At 34.6% G+C, this 15,324-nt stretch carries 18 protein-coding genes and 1 pseudogene; 11 read left to right on the top strand and 8 right to left on the bottom strand.

Going from position 1 to position 15,324, the window contains the following annotated elements; all coding sequences use genetic code 11:
• Positions 1-121: 121 nt before the first annotated feature.
• Positions 122-1,196, bottom strand: a pseudogene (locus tag H0173_RS22880) (IS110 family RNA-guided transposase); the annotation flags it as partial.
• Between the two features lie 444 nt (positions 1,197-1,640).
• On the opposite strand from H0173_RS22880, the gene H0173_RS06595 reads away from it, so the two are divergent.
• Positions 1,641-2,003 (top strand): PadR family transcriptional regulator, encoded by a 363-nt coding sequence (locus H0173_RS06595; protein ID WP_221845544.1) that lies wholly within the window; start codon positions 1,641-1,643, stop codon positions 2,001-2,003.
• The gene (locus tag H0173_RS06600) at positions 1,964-2,755 is read left to right on the top strand and encodes a VanZ family protein (protein WP_221845545.1); all 792 of its coding nucleotides are present in this window, start codon (positions 1,964-1,966) and stop codon (positions 2,753-2,755) included. Before H0173_RS06595 ends, H0173_RS06600 begins: the two co-directional genes overlap by 40 nt.
• Before the next feature lie 338 nt (positions 2,756-3,093).
• Here H0173_RS06600 and H0173_RS06605 read toward each other — a convergent pair whose 3' ends face one another.
• On the bottom strand, positions 3,094-3,963 hold the full coding sequence (locus H0173_RS06605; RefSeq protein WP_221845546.1) for a helix-turn-helix transcriptional regulator: 870 nt from the start codon (positions 3,961-3,963) through the stop codon (positions 3,094-3,096).
• 138 nt (positions 3,964-4,101) lie between these two features.
• Between H0173_RS06605 and H0173_RS06610 the strand changes: the two genes are divergently transcribed.
• From H0173_RS06610 to H0173_RS06620, 3 genes are all read left to right on the top strand, one after another.
• A complete protein-coding gene (locus tag H0173_RS06610; RefSeq protein WP_221845547.1) occupies positions 4,102-4,767 on the top strand; it encodes a hypothetical protein in 666 nt (221 codons plus the stop codon).
• A 241-nt stretch (positions 4,768-5,008) separates the two neighbouring features.
• Positions 5,009-5,671, top strand: coding sequence for an HAD family hydrolase (locus H0173_RS06615; RefSeq protein ID WP_221845548.1), 663 nt, complete (start codon positions 5,009-5,011; stop codon positions 5,669-5,671).
• 467 nt (positions 5,672-6,138) lie between these two features.
• Complete coding sequence (locus H0173_RS06620) at positions 6,139-7,236, top strand: L-dopachrome tautomerase-related protein (protein WP_221845549.1); 1,098 nt, start codon at positions 6,139-6,141, stop codon at positions 7,234-7,236.
• Positions 7,237-7,382: 146 nt separating this feature from the next.
• Here the strand turns inward: H0173_RS06620 and H0173_RS06625 are convergent, their stop codons facing one another.
• Genes H0173_RS06625 through H0173_RS06645 form a run of 5 tightly spaced genes read right to left on the bottom strand, consistent with a single transcriptional unit; the run spans position 7,383 to position 9,698 of the window.
• On the bottom strand, positions 7,383-7,682 hold the full coding sequence (locus tag H0173_RS06625; RefSeq protein WP_221845691.1) for a spore coat protein: 300 nt from the start codon (positions 7,680-7,682) through the stop codon (positions 7,383-7,385).
• An 18-nt stretch (positions 7,683-7,700) separates the two neighbouring features.
• Positions 7,701-7,895 carry a hypothetical protein gene (locus tag H0173_RS06630; protein WP_053362408.1) on the bottom strand — a complete coding sequence of 65 codons (195 nt, stop codon included), beginning with the start codon at positions 7,893-7,895 and terminating at the stop codon, positions 7,701-7,703.
• Between the two features lie 17 nt (positions 7,896-7,912).
• Entirely contained in the window at positions 7,913-9,049 is a 1,137-nt protein-coding gene (locus tag H0173_RS06635) for a zinc-dependent alcohol dehydrogenase (RefSeq protein WP_221845550.1), read from the bottom strand.
• A gap of 18 nt (positions 9,050-9,067) precedes the next feature.
• A complete protein-coding gene (locus H0173_RS06640) occupies positions 9,068-9,436 on the bottom strand; it encodes a spore coat protein (protein ID WP_221845551.1) in 369 nt (122 codons plus the stop codon).
• Positions 9,437-9,452: 16 nt separating this feature from the next.
• Complete coding sequence (locus tag H0173_RS06645) at positions 9,453-9,698, bottom strand: spore gernimation protein GerQ (protein WP_221845552.1); 246 nt, start codon at positions 9,696-9,698, stop codon at positions 9,453-9,455.
• A gap of 543 nt (positions 9,699-10,241) precedes the next feature.
• Between H0173_RS06645 and H0173_RS06650 the strand changes: the two genes are divergently transcribed.
• The 5 genes from H0173_RS06650 (at position 10,242) to H0173_RS06670 (ending at position 12,823) form a co-directional block, all read left to right on the top strand.
• Entirely contained in the window at positions 10,242-10,403 is a 162-nt protein-coding gene (locus H0173_RS06650; protein WP_221845553.1) for a hypothetical protein, read from the top strand.
• Positions 10,404-10,769: 366 nt separating this feature from the next.
• A complete protein-coding gene (locus tag H0173_RS06655; RefSeq protein ID WP_221845554.1) occupies positions 10,770-10,922 on the top strand; it encodes a hypothetical protein in 153 nt (50 codons plus the stop codon).
• A gap of 312 nt (positions 10,923-11,234) precedes the next feature.
• A complete protein-coding gene (locus tag H0173_RS06660; RefSeq protein WP_221845555.1) occupies positions 11,235-11,762 on the top strand; it encodes a hypothetical protein in 528 nt (175 codons plus the stop codon).
• Positions 11,763-11,969: 207 nt separating this feature from the next.
• The gene (locus tag H0173_RS06665; protein WP_260631058.1) at positions 11,970-12,320 is read left to right on the top strand and encodes a topoisomerase; all 351 of its coding nucleotides are present in this window, start codon (positions 11,970-11,972) and stop codon (positions 12,318-12,320) included.
• 212 nt (positions 12,321-12,532) lie between these two features.
• Positions 12,533-12,823 carry a TIGR04104 family putative zinc finger protein gene (locus H0173_RS06670; RefSeq protein ID WP_221845556.1) on the top strand — a complete coding sequence of 97 codons (291 nt, stop codon included), beginning with the start codon at positions 12,533-12,535 and terminating at the stop codon, positions 12,821-12,823.
• A 179-nt stretch (positions 12,824-13,002) separates the two neighbouring features.
• Here the strand turns inward: H0173_RS06670 and H0173_RS06675 are convergent, their stop codons facing one another.
• Positions 13,003-14,238, bottom strand: a complete 1,236-nt coding sequence (locus tag H0173_RS06675; RefSeq protein WP_221845557.1) for an IS110 family RNA-guided transposase — start codon at positions 14,236-14,238, stop codon at positions 13,003-13,005.
• 473 nt (positions 14,239-14,711) lie between these two features.
• On the opposite strand from H0173_RS06675, the gene H0173_RS06680 reads away from it, so the two are divergent.
• Positions 14,712-15,167, top strand: coding sequence for an NUDIX hydrolase (locus H0173_RS06680; protein ID WP_221845558.1), 456 nt, complete (start codon positions 14,712-14,714; stop codon positions 15,165-15,167).
• Positions 15,168-15,324 lie beyond the last annotated feature (157 nt).

Raw genomic sequence — 15,324 nt, forward strand, 5'->3', positions numbered from 1 at the left:
TGAAAATTAACTTCTGTGATAACCGTAAAATGGCAATACTAAAATAGACGCAGCTCATTTATTTTTTAAAATAGGGAAGAGCGCCAAATTCGTGGATTTATGGTTAAAAATCGTGACCGTATTAAGATGCTTTAGGTTCTTCTATCGTAACTGCGTATCCTAAACTTTCGAGTCTTCTCAGTGAATGCCGAACGATAGATTGTTGTCTCTGCTTATCAAAGTAGTCTTCGCCTAAGTCTACATACATTTCTTTTCGAGTTAATAGATAATAGGAGATACGTAACATTGCGTGAGCGACAACAATACCTGCACGTTTTTTGCCTTTTCGAGATGCTGTACGCCTATACAGTGCTCCAAGATAGTTTTTGGATCCTCTTACTGAATGAGTTGCCTCGGTTAATGCCGATCTTAAATACTTATTTCCTTTTTTAGTCTTGGCTGATTTTCTTTTTCCTGCACTTTCGTTTTGCCCTGGAACTAAACCTGCCCAAGAACACATGTGAGCTGCAGTAGGGAATTGTTTCTGCACATCAGTACCAATTTCAGATAGGATTTGTTCAGCCATTCTGGTCGCTATACCTGGAATGGAATCCAGTCGTTCTATATCTTCTTGATGGGAGCTGACTCTGTCGGCAACTTCTTTATCAAGCATCTCGGTTTGTTCAGTAAGAAAATCTATATGACCTAGAATGGTTTTTAACATAAGTCGTTGATGTGAATTAATATAGCCTTTTAGAGCGAGTTCCAGTTCTTCTTTCTTCTTTCTTCTTTTTCATAGTGCGTCGAGCAAAGTTAGCTAGTTTTTCAGGATCTTCTTCGCCTTCGGCAATAGCTTTGAGCATATCTCTAGCTGAAACTCCCATGACATCCGAAACAACAGATCCTAACTTAATATTCGCTCCTTCTAACACCTTTTGAATCCGATTGTGTTGCCTAGCACGCTCTTCGATAATGCTTCGACGATAACGCACAAGTTCTCGTAACTCACGCTGATTTCGGTCAGGAATATAACTAGCTTTAAGTAATCCATGACGAAGAAGATTTGCGATCCATTCTGCATCTTTAACATCAGTTTTACGACCTGGAACTGCTTTCATGTGTTGAGCATTCATAACTAAAAATTCAATATCTTCAGCCTCAAGTAAACTAACAATAGGCTTCCAATATACACTTGTACTCTCCATCGCTACATGGGTGCTTCCCGTATGGGAGCGACAGTCAGTGGTGCACCGTGGTCGTTGTAGTCAGACTAAAGGATGGGCTCTAACGCACCATAGTTCAGCGACCTTCCTCTTCCAGCCGTAGAATCAGCATTGACGGTTCTAACACATTTTCATTCTCTGTGGTGAAGCGCTGATTTTTGCGTTTCATTATTGGCTAACTGGTGCTTTAGTTCAATAACGATATTCAACAATAGGACCATTTAATGGAATAACTCTTTATAGAAAAGTGGAGATTGTGAAGAACTATACTTAAGCTAAGGGCGCAATTCATGAAGAGGAATTGTGCTTTTTAAGTAATCTGGCCAGATTATTGAGGTAAATCCCTAAATAGAAATGGAATTTTTTTTAATTCCACACCTTGTAACACGATGTATGTAGTGTTACGATGTAAGGGGTTCTAGAAAGTGAGGTATAGTGATGGACAAAGAAATTATGAAAGGCAGCATTGATATTTTACTTCTCTCACTCTTGAATAAAAGAGATATGTACGGTTATGAAATGGTAAAAACGTTGAAAGAAAATAGCAATGAACTTTATAACATGAGTGAAGGTACCCTGTATCCTGCTTTAAAAAGACTGGAGAATAAGGATTGGCTCCAATCATATTGGGAAAATTCAGAGTCAGGAGGGAGACGAAAATATTACAGAATTACAGAAGGTGGTAAAAAAGAATTGAACAGAAAATTGAAAGAGTGGACTCAAATTAGTAATTTAATAAAGGTTTGTTCGGAGGGAATCGCTTGGATAAAAACATTGAATCCTATATTGACCAAATTGTAAGTGAACTAACTTGTGATGAGACAGAAAAAAGAGAAATAGTTGATGAAATGAAAGACCATTTATACTTGTTGAAATGTGAATATATAAAAAAAGGTTTATCTGATAAAGAAGCTACAAAAAAGGCTTTAGAATGTTTTGGAGAGCAAAAACATTTAAAAAGTGGTTATCAAGAATCCTTAATTCCATATTATAAAGTATTCAAAATAGGGACATGGATTTTATTTTGTCTGTACTCATTCATCGTCTTGTTTAAATTGTTATTCCAACGAATTTTAATACGCATCACAGATTATACTAATGCAGTTGCTTTTGGTGATCCTAACCCAAGTTTTAATCGCTATTTTTTTAGCCCGCCTGATTCAAATGGTTTTTTTGATATAGAAGTATGGCTTTTAAATTCAAATATCATTCCTTTTCAGAATACGATTCAATACATAATGGGTTTTGACAGATTTAACATGGATATTATAATCAATAATACATTAGGAAATATTATGATTTTTTTGCCCCTAGGAATTTTTCTACCTATGTTATTTAAGAAATACTATACATTTTCGAGAATTTTTGTTAGCTCAATCATTATAAGTTTTTCAATTGAAGTTCAACAATTTGTGTTTCAAATTGGCCAGTTTGATATTGATGATATTATTTTATATACCATAGGATGTGCATTGGGGTATTTTGTTATAAGAACAATACGAGACTTTACTGGCTTAATGAAAAAGAAAACATTAGAAAAATCGACAAGTTAATTTTTTTATTCAAGAAAAAGGGCGCAATTCTTGAAGAGGAATTGTGCTTTTTTCAGTAATCGGGCCAGATTGTGGAGTAACTTTATATTACGTAGTAGATTAAATACTGTTCAGCAAATAGATCTTGGTAAGAAAAACCTTTGATTATTGGAATGTTTACTGTCCTTAAATAACTTCAAATGGGTGCTTTTCCAAAATAACTGGAAGGCATCTTTTTTGCGTTACAAAAAACTACTTGTTTACGATTTACAGCAAGATATGGAAAGTTTCTTTACACTTGTGATGGTATCCTTCTTATTAAAATAACAAGTTTATTAACTTATATAGGTAGTTAGACACTAATCAACGTCGTCACTGGAGAGTTTTTTGATTGGTACGAATATATGATAGGAAGAATTAAGATTATGAATATTCTCAAAAAATTGAATAAGTTCAATATCGGATTCCTCTGTTTCTTGTTTCGAAATCTTTAAAAATCTTGCAAAGTCAGTAATAAAGACATTTCCTATATCTAGTAGGTCACCAAAATATTTAAACTTAGCACAAAAAAATTGTTGAACATCTACTGTAAAATAATTTGGTTTATTGATTTTTAGATTTTGTGGAATCCCGACTAGAGCCTTGAACTTAGTTGAGTTTGGCTGACAATTGGAATAGATGATATAACAAGGACTACTGTTCGTTTCATCAATGCTGTTTACGAGCATTCTCGAATATGATCGAGTCTTTTCTTTAAAATCACTTCTTGCTAAATCAACTTCAAATGCTACCCCACTTATTCGAGTTGTTTTAAAATTTGTTAGTGTAAAATCGGTAACGATATCCCCATTGATGTTTTTAATTGGTCTTTTAATTACTTGAGGAATGTCTTCTAGGGCTATGGTTTTTCCATTTTTTCTTAGAGAGCTTGGGGCGATACCATATTGGCTTTTAAAAGCGCGGGTGAAGGACGATGGAGTTCCAAAGTTTAGTTGATACGCAATTTCTGTTAATGATAAGTTTTCGTTTTGAATAAATTGAACAGATAAATTTAATCTTCTTGATAAAGTGTATTGGTTTAATGAACAGCCCATTATTGCAGAAAAAAGTCTATGAAAATAGTATTTAGACATATTGAAGGAATTTGAAACAGACTCCAATGATAATGGTTGTTGCAAATTGTTTTCAATATACAATAAAGATTTTTCAATTACTTCATAATGTTCCATTTCGTCACCTAATTTCAAACATTTATTCATCTCTTGCATATCTAACTTACTATATGAAGTTTAATTCTGCAATAGCTAAGGTCGTTTATAAAATTTGTATTTACTTTAAGAGTAAAAATAAAAATTGGAGGGAATCACATGAATAATAAAAATGAAAAAAAGCGAAGAATTACGGGAAAGAGTTTAATGCGATGGGCAGGTCTTTTTGCAATTTTGGCAGGGATTTTATATATATGTATTCAGTTTATTCACCCAGAGGATCATATATCTTCTGTTAGCACAAGCTTATGGGTAGTCATTGCATGTACTACCAGCATTATGTCTCTTTTCAGTCTGATAGGAATTACAGGCATCTATACGAGACAAGCGGAAGAAGCAGACTGGCTTGGGCTGATTGGTTTTATTTTATTTTGTCTATTTTGGTTAATTTCTATGAATTTTAGTTTTAACGAGGCTTTTGTTTTGCCGTTGCTTACAACTGATGCTCCGAAGTTTGTAGAAGGAATAGTAGGGATTTTTGGTGGAACCACAAGCACAGTGAATATTGGTATTTTCCCATTATTAGCACCAATAGCGGCGATTCTATATTCTCTTGGTGGACTCTTGTTTGGAATCGCAACTTTTCGTGCAAGAATCTTCCCACGCATGGCAGGGGCTTTACTTTCCTTCGCAGCCGTGGTCACCTTTGCTGCCGCCGTAATTCCTCATCCATTCGATAGGATATTGGCAGTACCGATGGGATTAGCTCTAATTTGGTTGGGGTATGCTCTTTGGTCAGAACGTAGGAGAACAAGTGCTGATTGATTTTTATATCTTCTCTTAATAATCAGTACTTAACCTATTTTATCATTACAAAAAATATAAATTTAGTTAAATTAGCTTAATGTAGCAATCATAATTATTATCTTGAGCTTCCTGGAATCGGGCGCGATTTATTAATATGAATGAGCATCCTTGTTATATTTGAGACAGATACTTGAAGAAGGTATTTTAGTTAATGATAAAGAAATTAAGGAGAATTATGTTTCTTGGGAGAGGTTGTAAAATGATTAAGGCTATCATATTTGATTTAGATGGAACCTTGTTAAATCGCGATGAATCAGTTAAGAAGTTTATTGATAATCAATACGAGCGATTGAATAAATGGGTAGGGCATATTCCAAAAGAGAAATACACCATAAGATTCATAGAGTTAGATAGCCGTGGGTATGTTTGGAAAGATAAAGTGTATCAACAATTAGTCGCTGAATTTGAAATAACTGGTGTTAATTGGGAAGATTTACTTCAGGATTATATAAGTGAATTTAAGCATAGTTGTGTTCCTTTTCCTAATCTAATAAGTATGTTAGAAGATTTGAGAAAGGGCAACCTGTTATTAGGGATAATTACAAATGGATATGGGCAGTTTCAGATGGACAATATAAAGGCTTTAGGTATTGAAAAGTATTTTAAAACTATTTTAGTTTCTGAATGGGAAGGAATAAAAAAACCTGCACCTAAAATATTTAAAAAAGCCTTGGAGCAACTGAAGGTTTTAGCTAATGAAAGTATATTTGTTGGAGACCACCCGGAAAATGATGTGAAAGCTGCTCAAAATGTAGGGATGAAAGGAATTTGGAAAAAAGACTTTCAATGGGAAAGTGTCAAAGCAGATATTACTGTAGATGATTTAACGGAATTACCCTTAATTATCAAGAATTTAAACTAACAATTAATTGAGTCTCGAAAAACTAACGGAAAGAAGCTCGGATGTTATTCCGTTAAAGGGCGCTTTTCTGAAATTAAGAAAGCGTCTTTCTTCATGAAAAGGGCCATTTAATAGAATAAGACTTTAAACAAAACTAGATATTTATGTGAGATTGTGAAGAAATCTAAAGGAGCAGTTTAGTTTAAGTACATTTCTTCACAAAGTTAAAAAAGGGATTTTCCCTATTTTTTTACAATAGTATAACGTTGATTCGGGAATATTGAACTTCGATACCTGCTAATTGAATTCTACTTCATCTGGAGACCTTTAAATTAAAATGTTTCCTTTCTTCTGACAGACTTATTAAATTTTGAAAACAATCAATTCAAACATCTTTTCGTATAGAAAAACTTATTAAGAAACATGCACTAGAAAAAATATATGTCATATATAGGTGATATCCCGTTTGAATGCTTGAGGAGGATATTATGAAACCTATGTTACCTAGTGAAAAATATTTCGGTAATTTAGAACTAGTTTATGCATTTTATGGGGCTATGCCTACAGGTGTTACTGTTTCAGAGACCGGTCGTATTTTCATTTGCTTTCCGAAATGGGGAGACGATGTTAAATTTACAGTTGCGGAAATTGTTGAGGATAAATTGCAGCCTTTTCCTAATTTACAAACCAATTTGGTTAACCCCGAGAATATCACAATGACTTTTATCAGTGTCCAAAGTGTAGTTGCTGATGGAAGGGGAACGCTTTGGATATTAGATACAGCGGCACCCAATTTTTCTGAACCTATTAAAGGGGAGGCAAAATTAGTCGCTGTTGATTTAGAAACCAATACAATAAGAAAAGTATATACCTTTACAGAAGATGTTGTCCTGCCTACAACTTATCTAAATGATGTCCGTTTTGATTTTCGTGTTGGAAAAGCAGGTTATGCCTATATAACAGATTCTTCTTCAAGAGGACCAGGAGCTATTATAGTCGTAGATTTATCAAATGGAAACGCGTTTAGAAGGTTAAATGGGGCAAATTCAACTTCACCCGATCCATATTTTTTACCGAAAGTAGAAGGTCAAATTTTAATGAATCGAAACAAAGACGGTTCAACTTCTCCATTTAGATTGGCGTCTGATAGTCTTGCGATTTCTCCCGATGGAAAGATATTATTTTTTGCTCCACTAACCAGTCGTCATTTGTTCTCAATCTCAACAGAAGCCCTGAGAGACAGAACGATACCGGACAAGGATTTACCTTATCATGTGGAGTATTGGGGAGAAAAAGGTGCTTCTGATGGAATGATCACCGATGCAACGGGAACTGTTTATGCTGGAGATTATGAAAACAACAGTATCCGTAAGATATTGCCAAATGGCATAATGGAAACTATTGCCCATGATCCGAGAATTTTGTGGCCGGATACTTTTTCAATTGGTCCGGATCAATATTTGTATGTCATTGTGAACCAATTACATCGACAGCCTAGATTTCATTATGGAAAAGACTTACGACAGAAACCTTATAGTTTACTTCGTATCAAAATTGATGAATTTCCTGCTCCGACCTTTTCATAAAAATATTCAATTAATTGTTTTCATAATATGGTATAAAACAAACAGGAGTAAGAAGTTTTAATTTTTTTTACTTCTACGAAATAAACTCAAAATGGTTTACTAGGAACAGTTTGTTTGGTGAATGTAAAACTGTTCCTGGGATTTTTTTATAATGTCGGTAAGTTCAATGCTGTATGGATATTATTTAAATCCAAACTGATCTGTTTGTTTGTATCCCAAGCATGGTACCATCCTTTTTCTACCATATATGCGGATATTTGTTCATGCATATCAAGAGCTTCCACTAAATGGCGAGTGAGCATTTCTTTAATTTCCGGTGTTCCTGACTCTGTAACTGCCATGGCGTAATTTCTAATTCCACTTTTAGCTGAACTGAGTAGATCCATTGCAACCACTTGATCCGATAGAGCGTCCATGCCAGTTAAAGTTTCAATGATTGGATTCATGTTCATTCATCTCCTAATTTACTGCTTAGCGTTTGTAAGGATAGAAGCATATTCTTGTAATTGTCTCGTAGATACATCAATGTCTTGCTGCATAATATCTTTTAATAGCTGATCTGTAACTAACGCTTTCATCGTTTTAGATTTAGTTAAACAAGTGGTCTTAAATGCAGCCATCTCATGGACCTCAAGAACTTCATGTAAGGCGTAGTTCATTTTTTATACCTCCTTCTTCAAGGTTTCAACACGACTTTAATACAATCATCCATTTTTGTGTCAAAAATCTCATAGCCACGCTTTGCTTCACTAAGTGGAAGTACATGACTTACGACATCTCCTGGATCAATTTTTCCGGTCGTAACTAATTCAAACATATATGGCATATAGTGGATGACAGGTGCTTGACCGGAGCGGATATTGATATTTCGCTGCATAATATCTCCAAGAGGGAAACCATTATATCTGCCACCGTAAACGCCAGTAACTTGAATTGTCCCGCCTTTACGCACTGCTTGTGAAGCCATGATAAACGCACTTAATGCTCCGCCATGAAGCTTCATTCCGCTTGCAAGGAACTCCATATCAGTCATTTTACCGTCCATACCAACTGCATCAATGACAACATCAGCACCGCCTTTGGTGATTTCCTTCAGGTAACTTCCTACATTCTCATGGTCCTCAAAGTTAACAATTTCTACTTTGTTGGTGCGCTTTGCGTGCTGCAGGCGATAATTGACATAATCAACGGCAATGACTCGCTTTGCCCCTTTTAACCAACAGAATTTTTGAGCAAAAAGACCAACCGGACCACAGCCAAGAACAATAACTGTATCTCCATCCTTTACACCTGCATTGTCAACACTCCAAAAACCAGTAGTCATTGCATCGGCAATAACTGCTAACTTTTCATCTGGCTCTTCACAAGTCTCTGGAATTTTGAAATGAGTAAAGTTGGCAAATGGCACTCTTAAATATTCAGCTTGCCCACCGGGATAGCCACCCGTCGTACCAGAATATCCGAAATAGGCACCCATATCACCATTATCATTTGAATTATCACATTGGCTTTCCAAATGGTTTTTACAGTAATGGCATTCACCGCATGCTATATTAAAGGGGATAATTACTCGATCTCCCTTTTTTAGCTTAGTCACACCTGGACCAACTTCTTCGACGATTCCCATTGGTTCATGGCCAATAACATAGTTTTCTTGCAGGTTAGGAATCATCCCATGAATTAAATGTAAATCAGACCCACATATAGCTGTACTTGTTACTTTAATAATCATGTCATCTGGTTTTTCAATCTTGGGATCTGGAACTTCTTTGACTACAACATTTTTAATACCTTGATACGTTACTGCCTTCATTGGTTACAGCCTCCAGTGTTAGTGATCATCAGGTGTCCGGTCAAACATACCTTTTCTATTGGTCTCAACAGGGAATAGATTCATTTTGCCAATCAACAATGTATTGTTGGCAGAGAGTTGATCTAGTTTATACTGTTCACTTAGTTCGTATGGATGGAACCATTTTTTATTAATCATAAGTTCTGTAATTTCTTGGTGCATGGCAATACCTTGCATTAAATTTTTTCGTAAGAACGTTCTAACATCAGGTGATGCTGACTCAGTTAATGCCACCGCAATAATGCGAACACATTCTTTGGCACGAAGAAGTAAATCCATCGCAAATGTGGTATCTGCTAGCTCTGGTACGTGTAGCGCGTTTATAGGGTCTAAATAGTCCTGGTTCAATGAATTTGCCTCCTTTTCAATTGATTATTGGTGTTGGCCGGTTTTGAGGAACAGGAGATTCAAAAGGTGCACGTTGATAAATTGCCTGTAATTCCCCAAGCGCTTGTATGGATTGTTCAACATCTTTTTGCATTAATGCTCTCAAATCATGATCAAATACCAATCCTTGCATTAGTTTTGATTTTGCTAAGCAAAGGGTTTTGAAATTAATAACTTCATGTAAATCCAATGATTCATGATCAGCTAATTTTTGATTATCCATTTCTAATTAACCTCCTTAGTCGTTAATTCAATCAATAGTATTAACGACTAAGGAGGACTTTAATGTTTTTAAAAATTTGTAAGTTATCCCAAATGGTTGATATATTCATAAAGTGGGGGAAATTCATTTATTGTGATGGGTGAGGATGCTTGTTGCGGTGTTCTTTTTTTGTAGCTAAAAAAATTTAACCTGAAACTATAGAATCCTGGTTTCTTAACTTTCTTATTTTTGTGTCTACTTGACAGGGTCACATCATCTTAATAAGGGTTTTTTATATTAAAAAATGAATAATTCGATAAAGTGGTGTATACATACTTCTATGAACTAAATTTCCTAAAATGAATTAACCAATTTAGTTTTTTATATTCTTTATCATTAATCATTTTTTTGTTTTGTATTTCAATTTCTGCCAAGCCCCTGTATGTTAAATGATGGTACCTAATTTCTTATGAAGTTAACTAGATAATCGATAATTGTTCCTTCTGGAATGTTTTGATAAAAAAAACAGATAATATTTTTAAACGTTTCAAGGAGATGAACCAAATGAGTTACCGTAATTATCTAGATGTTTTAGGCTTAAATATTCGTGCTCGTCATCATATTGAAAAAGAAAACCATGATCCTTTCAAAAATCCTATAATTCATAAACGATTAGATGGTCTGGAGATTGTACCAATTGATAGGACTAGATTGTGGGGAAAATAATTATCCCTTAAAAACATTTCAAGCAACCCCACAAATCAATTTCAGTGTTATTCCATAATCGGGCGCAATTCTTGAAGAGGAATTGTGCTTTTTTTCAGTAATCGGGCCAGATTGTTAAATAAAATCTAGATATCTAGGTAAAAGTTTAGGCAAGATTGTGAAACTTTGTACTTAAAGTAACGGAGCAGGTTAATTGAAGAAGACAGTAAATCGTAGAATTCATCTAATTTTTTTGAGCAGTATTACATAAATATTACTATATGCAAAATAACAGCCAAGAAAACACGAATAATAGGTAAACGTCTATTCCTCTTTAAACATGGACACATACACTATTTTTGAAACAATTTGAGGAGGAGATAAAAAATGGAAAGACAATTCTTTGGCGGTATGGGTTATGGAGGCTATCCTGGTTACGGTATGGGATACGGAGGTTATCCTGGTTATGGCATGGGCATGGGTTATGGAGGCTATCCTTTCCACCACCACCTCCATGGATTCCATCATGGCTGTTGTTAACCTACAAAAAGTATATTACCCTGGAGCGATGTCTTATCGGTTTTAATCTTTACATGTATTTTAAGTAATAATCTATTAATAACTCCAATCACGAATTAGGTTAGAGAGTTTTCTAAATTTTCATTTGGATTGGTCCTTATTCCACTAAACGTGCAAGAGTTTAACAAGGGGCTGCGGCGGCGGCTCTTTTTCTTGTTCCGCTAATGGAGCAGGTTAGTGCAATAACGCAAACGGTGAAACCTTTATTAGCTGTACTCGTAGTCTTATATATAAGTGATTGCAATTATACAATGAAATTGTGAGGGTTGGAATATGGAAAAGGGAAGGAACTATTTATCTTTTGTATTGCTAATACTAATATTTGCATTGTCGGCTTGTACTCAAAGCCCTGATTTCGAGTTATATGAAGGTAAATCTTTAAGAATAGCAGTAGTTGGGGAACCACCAGAAGTGAAAGAAGAACAGGTTACTTTCAATGAAATTTCTTTCGATAGTCTGACAGGCGAGGAAATAGGCTCGTATGATGCCATTTTTATTACAGAAGAAAATCTTCCTCAAGCATCTGAAAGCAATTATGCAAATATTTATTTAGAATCAACTATTCCGTTCTTTTTTATATCAGCTAATAGCCTTATCCCTTTTACCGAAAAAGAAACAGAATTTAATAAGTCTTGGAGTTGGACTGCTGGCATTAGCTATGCTGTTGGGGTTATTACCTCAAAAGAAGATAAATCGTCAAAGAGTTGGGGCTTTGGATTATATAATGATAAAAAAACTGATGAAAACATAAAAGAGGTATATTCAAGAATTTTTGAAACAATTGAAGGACTGAGTCATTAAAAATTCTTTAGTAATCATTCTCCGATTGAACTAACGGAATGCTATTTTTCAAGAAGGAGAATGGCTTTTTCTTATTGAAGTAAAGAGCAGGTTAGTTCAATATTATTAATAGATTTGGAACTTTTACCAATATATAAAGTCATACTATACGTATGGAGAATTGTTGTCGAATGTGCAATTTATTTTTGAAAGGGGAATTTAGAAGTAATGAAAAAAGCTATGATTTCAGGAATTGTATTTTGTTCAATCCTGTTAGTTGGATGTAATACAACCAAGGTATTAGAAAGCCAAGTAGTAGTTTCTCAGAGAGATGGGGGAAATGATGGAATATCAAATTTAATATCCGAATTAAAAAATGAAATAATAGTATCTATTACAGAGCAAACGGAACTTGATGGTGATTCACTAGCAATAATGATAGATGGTGGTACTGATGAATTAACAGTTTCAGTAGGTTTCCCGAAGGATGCAAAAATTGATGATACGTTGATTCAACAAATAGTTGAAGATTCTATTAAGAATGTTTCTGAAACAGAAACAATTAGGAAGAAAAAATGAAAATAAAAATAAAGATTGAGAAATACTAACAGTGAAGTTCTTAAAGAATACAAACAGTCTTAAAAATAAAGTAGTTTCCTAAGTATGTGAATAAATGTACTTAAACAGGGGCTTTAGTTCAATAACGATCTTCAACAATCGAGCGCTTATCTGAAATAGGGAAAAGCGTCATTCTTTACGAAATGGGCCGGAATAGTGTGGTGGTGTATTCAATGCAAAAGTGTAAGAACTGTAACACGCAATTTAGTTGGAGTAATATATATAAATCTTTATGGTGGGCGTATAAACCAATTGAATGTGAAAACTGTAATACTGAACATAGAATAACAGTTCTTGGAAGGTTAATATTTGTATCTTTGACTATCATACCAATGCTGATGTTTGGATATTTTTTTTCACCCTTTGATAATGCTTTTGCAACAATGGGTGTAGGGATTGCTATTTTAATAATCGGTTCTCTTTTTACACCATATTTTGTTAAATACAAAAAGCTAGCTCAGTAATCATAATTCAACTAAAACAGTAATAAGCTACTCAGTTATTCCATTAAACCAGCCAATAGTTGTCAACATTTTTCAATAAAAATATTAAAAATATCATGTTATACTAAATTTGTGCATACCAAATAACCGTCCAAATACTATATTTGGAAAGTCATGGCCCACTTGGCTAAATTGTTTAATCAAGCTAAATCTAGGAAAGAAGTTTTGCTTTTTAATAGGGCATAAATCCAATGTAAGAGTTTGTTTGCACAAGCTATTACAGCTACTCTAAATGGTTTTCCTTCCTCCCGTTTTTTATCATAAAACGCTCGTAATCTCTTATTACGAGGAAGGATTTCATCCGTTGTTTTCTGTTTGCGACAGTCACGAATAGCACATTTAACAGCCATATATAAAGCTTGCCGTAGTCTGCTAGAGCCTCTTTTGGTAATTCGATTGTAAGTACCTTTGAATGTGCCAGATTCAAAAACACTTGGATCAAGACCGGCAAATGCCACTAGTTTCTTAGGATGATTAAACCTTTCAATTTCCCCAATTTCAGAAATAATCGTGGCAGCGATTTTTTCACCGATACCGGGAATTGATCGGATAATCTTAGATTCTTCAATACTTTTTGCTAAAGCATCTATCTCATTTTCAAGCATGGATAGATGTTTTTTGTGTTCAAAGAGCATATTAATATACATATCTAAGCTTAGGGCAAGACTAGAGTATAAAGTCTCCTTAAAAGGGTTTTGAGCTGCGGCATTAATTAACTTTTCAGCCTGTTTATTTGCCCATTGCAATGAACGAGTATTGCAGAATTCTTTTATTTTAGTTGCTAATATTTCAGTATCAGCTTTCAAGACTTCTTCTGACGTAGGGAAGCTTTGTAATGTTTTTAAAGAAACATCCGAATATAAGTCTCCAAAAACCTTACTATATTCAGGAAAAATTTGATCCAAGACTGCCTGAAATTGTAGTTTGGTTTGTACAAACATGCCAGTAATATTATCGTGCTGTCTCGTAAGATGACGCAAGTTCGTAAGTTGGATACCACGCTTTTTATAAGGCTCTAAATCCTCTTTATAATACAGCTCGCAGAGATGATTGGCATCAATGATATCTGTTTTTACCTTTCGCAAACTAGAACTTTTTGCTTTATAAGAGATGAGTGGATTGACGATAATGATTAAATAGCCTTTGTCCTCAAAATATTGAACAATAGGTGTGTGATAATGACCCGTTGATTCCATTACAAGAGGGGGCCGTTCTCCTGAAGTATGTTCTACCTCTTTAATAAAATCTAATAAACTAGCTAACCCATCAAGATCATGTTTTACTTTGAAACTTTTCTTGTAGGGCTTCTTTCTTTCCAAATATGCTTGAACCTGACTTTCACCTTTTGCCACATCCAGACCAACGACTGGATTCATTAAAATTCCTCCTTCAATAATATAATTGCCGGTAACCCCTAAATCCTCCTTATAGTGTCATAGCTTCGCTTGTTATACGAGATCATTGTCCCAACCAGCCTCAAACATGTTTCTACAAGTAGGGGGCGAACTGTTTTGCGGACGGAGTCTTAGCCCCACGGGCGCGAACGTTCTACCCCGGCTACCGTTATCATATATCGATATAAAAAAGGTCAACCAGAAATATTTTCTGGATGGTCTTATAATACGAAGGGCGCAATTCTTAAAAAGGAATTGTGCCTTATTCAATAATAGGGCCAATTAATGGAATAAGACTCTCCTAAATTAAAAAGGGGTTTTATATTAATATTGGTGAATTTGTGAAACATTGTAATTAAGAAAAAGTGGCAGGTTAGTGGAAAAAGAAGGAAAAATGTTCGTGGTTGTCTAAATATGTTTCTTAGAAAAAATATAGTGTTTTTTTGGAGGAGACTATGGGATATATTGAAGATTTACGCAAGGTTTTTGGAAATCAACCTCTAATATTAGTTGGAGTTGCGGTAGCTGTAATAAACCAAAAAGGAGAATTATTATTACAAAAACGAAGCGATGGACTTTGGGGAGTTCCTGGTGGATTTATTGAATTAGGAGAATCTACTGAAGAAGCAGGAAGAAGAGAAGTCTTAGAGGAAACAGGAATTGAAATTGGTAAACTGGATTTAGTAGGTGTATTTTCAGGAAAACAGCATTTTGTTAAATTACCAAACGGTGATGAATTCTATCCTGTTACTATCGCATATATTTCAAAGGAAATTAAAGGTGGAGTTCTTAAAGCTGATGGTCAAGAAACTAGTGAAGCTAAGTTCTTTAAAGCAAATGAGTTACCAGAAGGACTAAATCCTTTAATAAAAAATCTTATCAAACAATATTCGCTGTCTTTTTCACAATAAGAAATAACAATATTGTGCAGAAGTGTACTTAAAGTAACAGGGGCAAGAGTTAGAAAGCGAGGAGCGCCAGGTCGTCCTTTTTTCTATTGAACAAACGAAATTTTGGTTTAACAAGTTTTTTTATTTAATTTAAATACTCTTGCAGTCGTCTGAAAAG

It is taken from the genome of Bacillus sp. S/N-304-OC-R1 (genome assembly GCF_019749375.1).
GTDB lineage: Bacteria > Bacillota > Bacilli > Bacillales > Cytobacillaceae > Cytobacillus.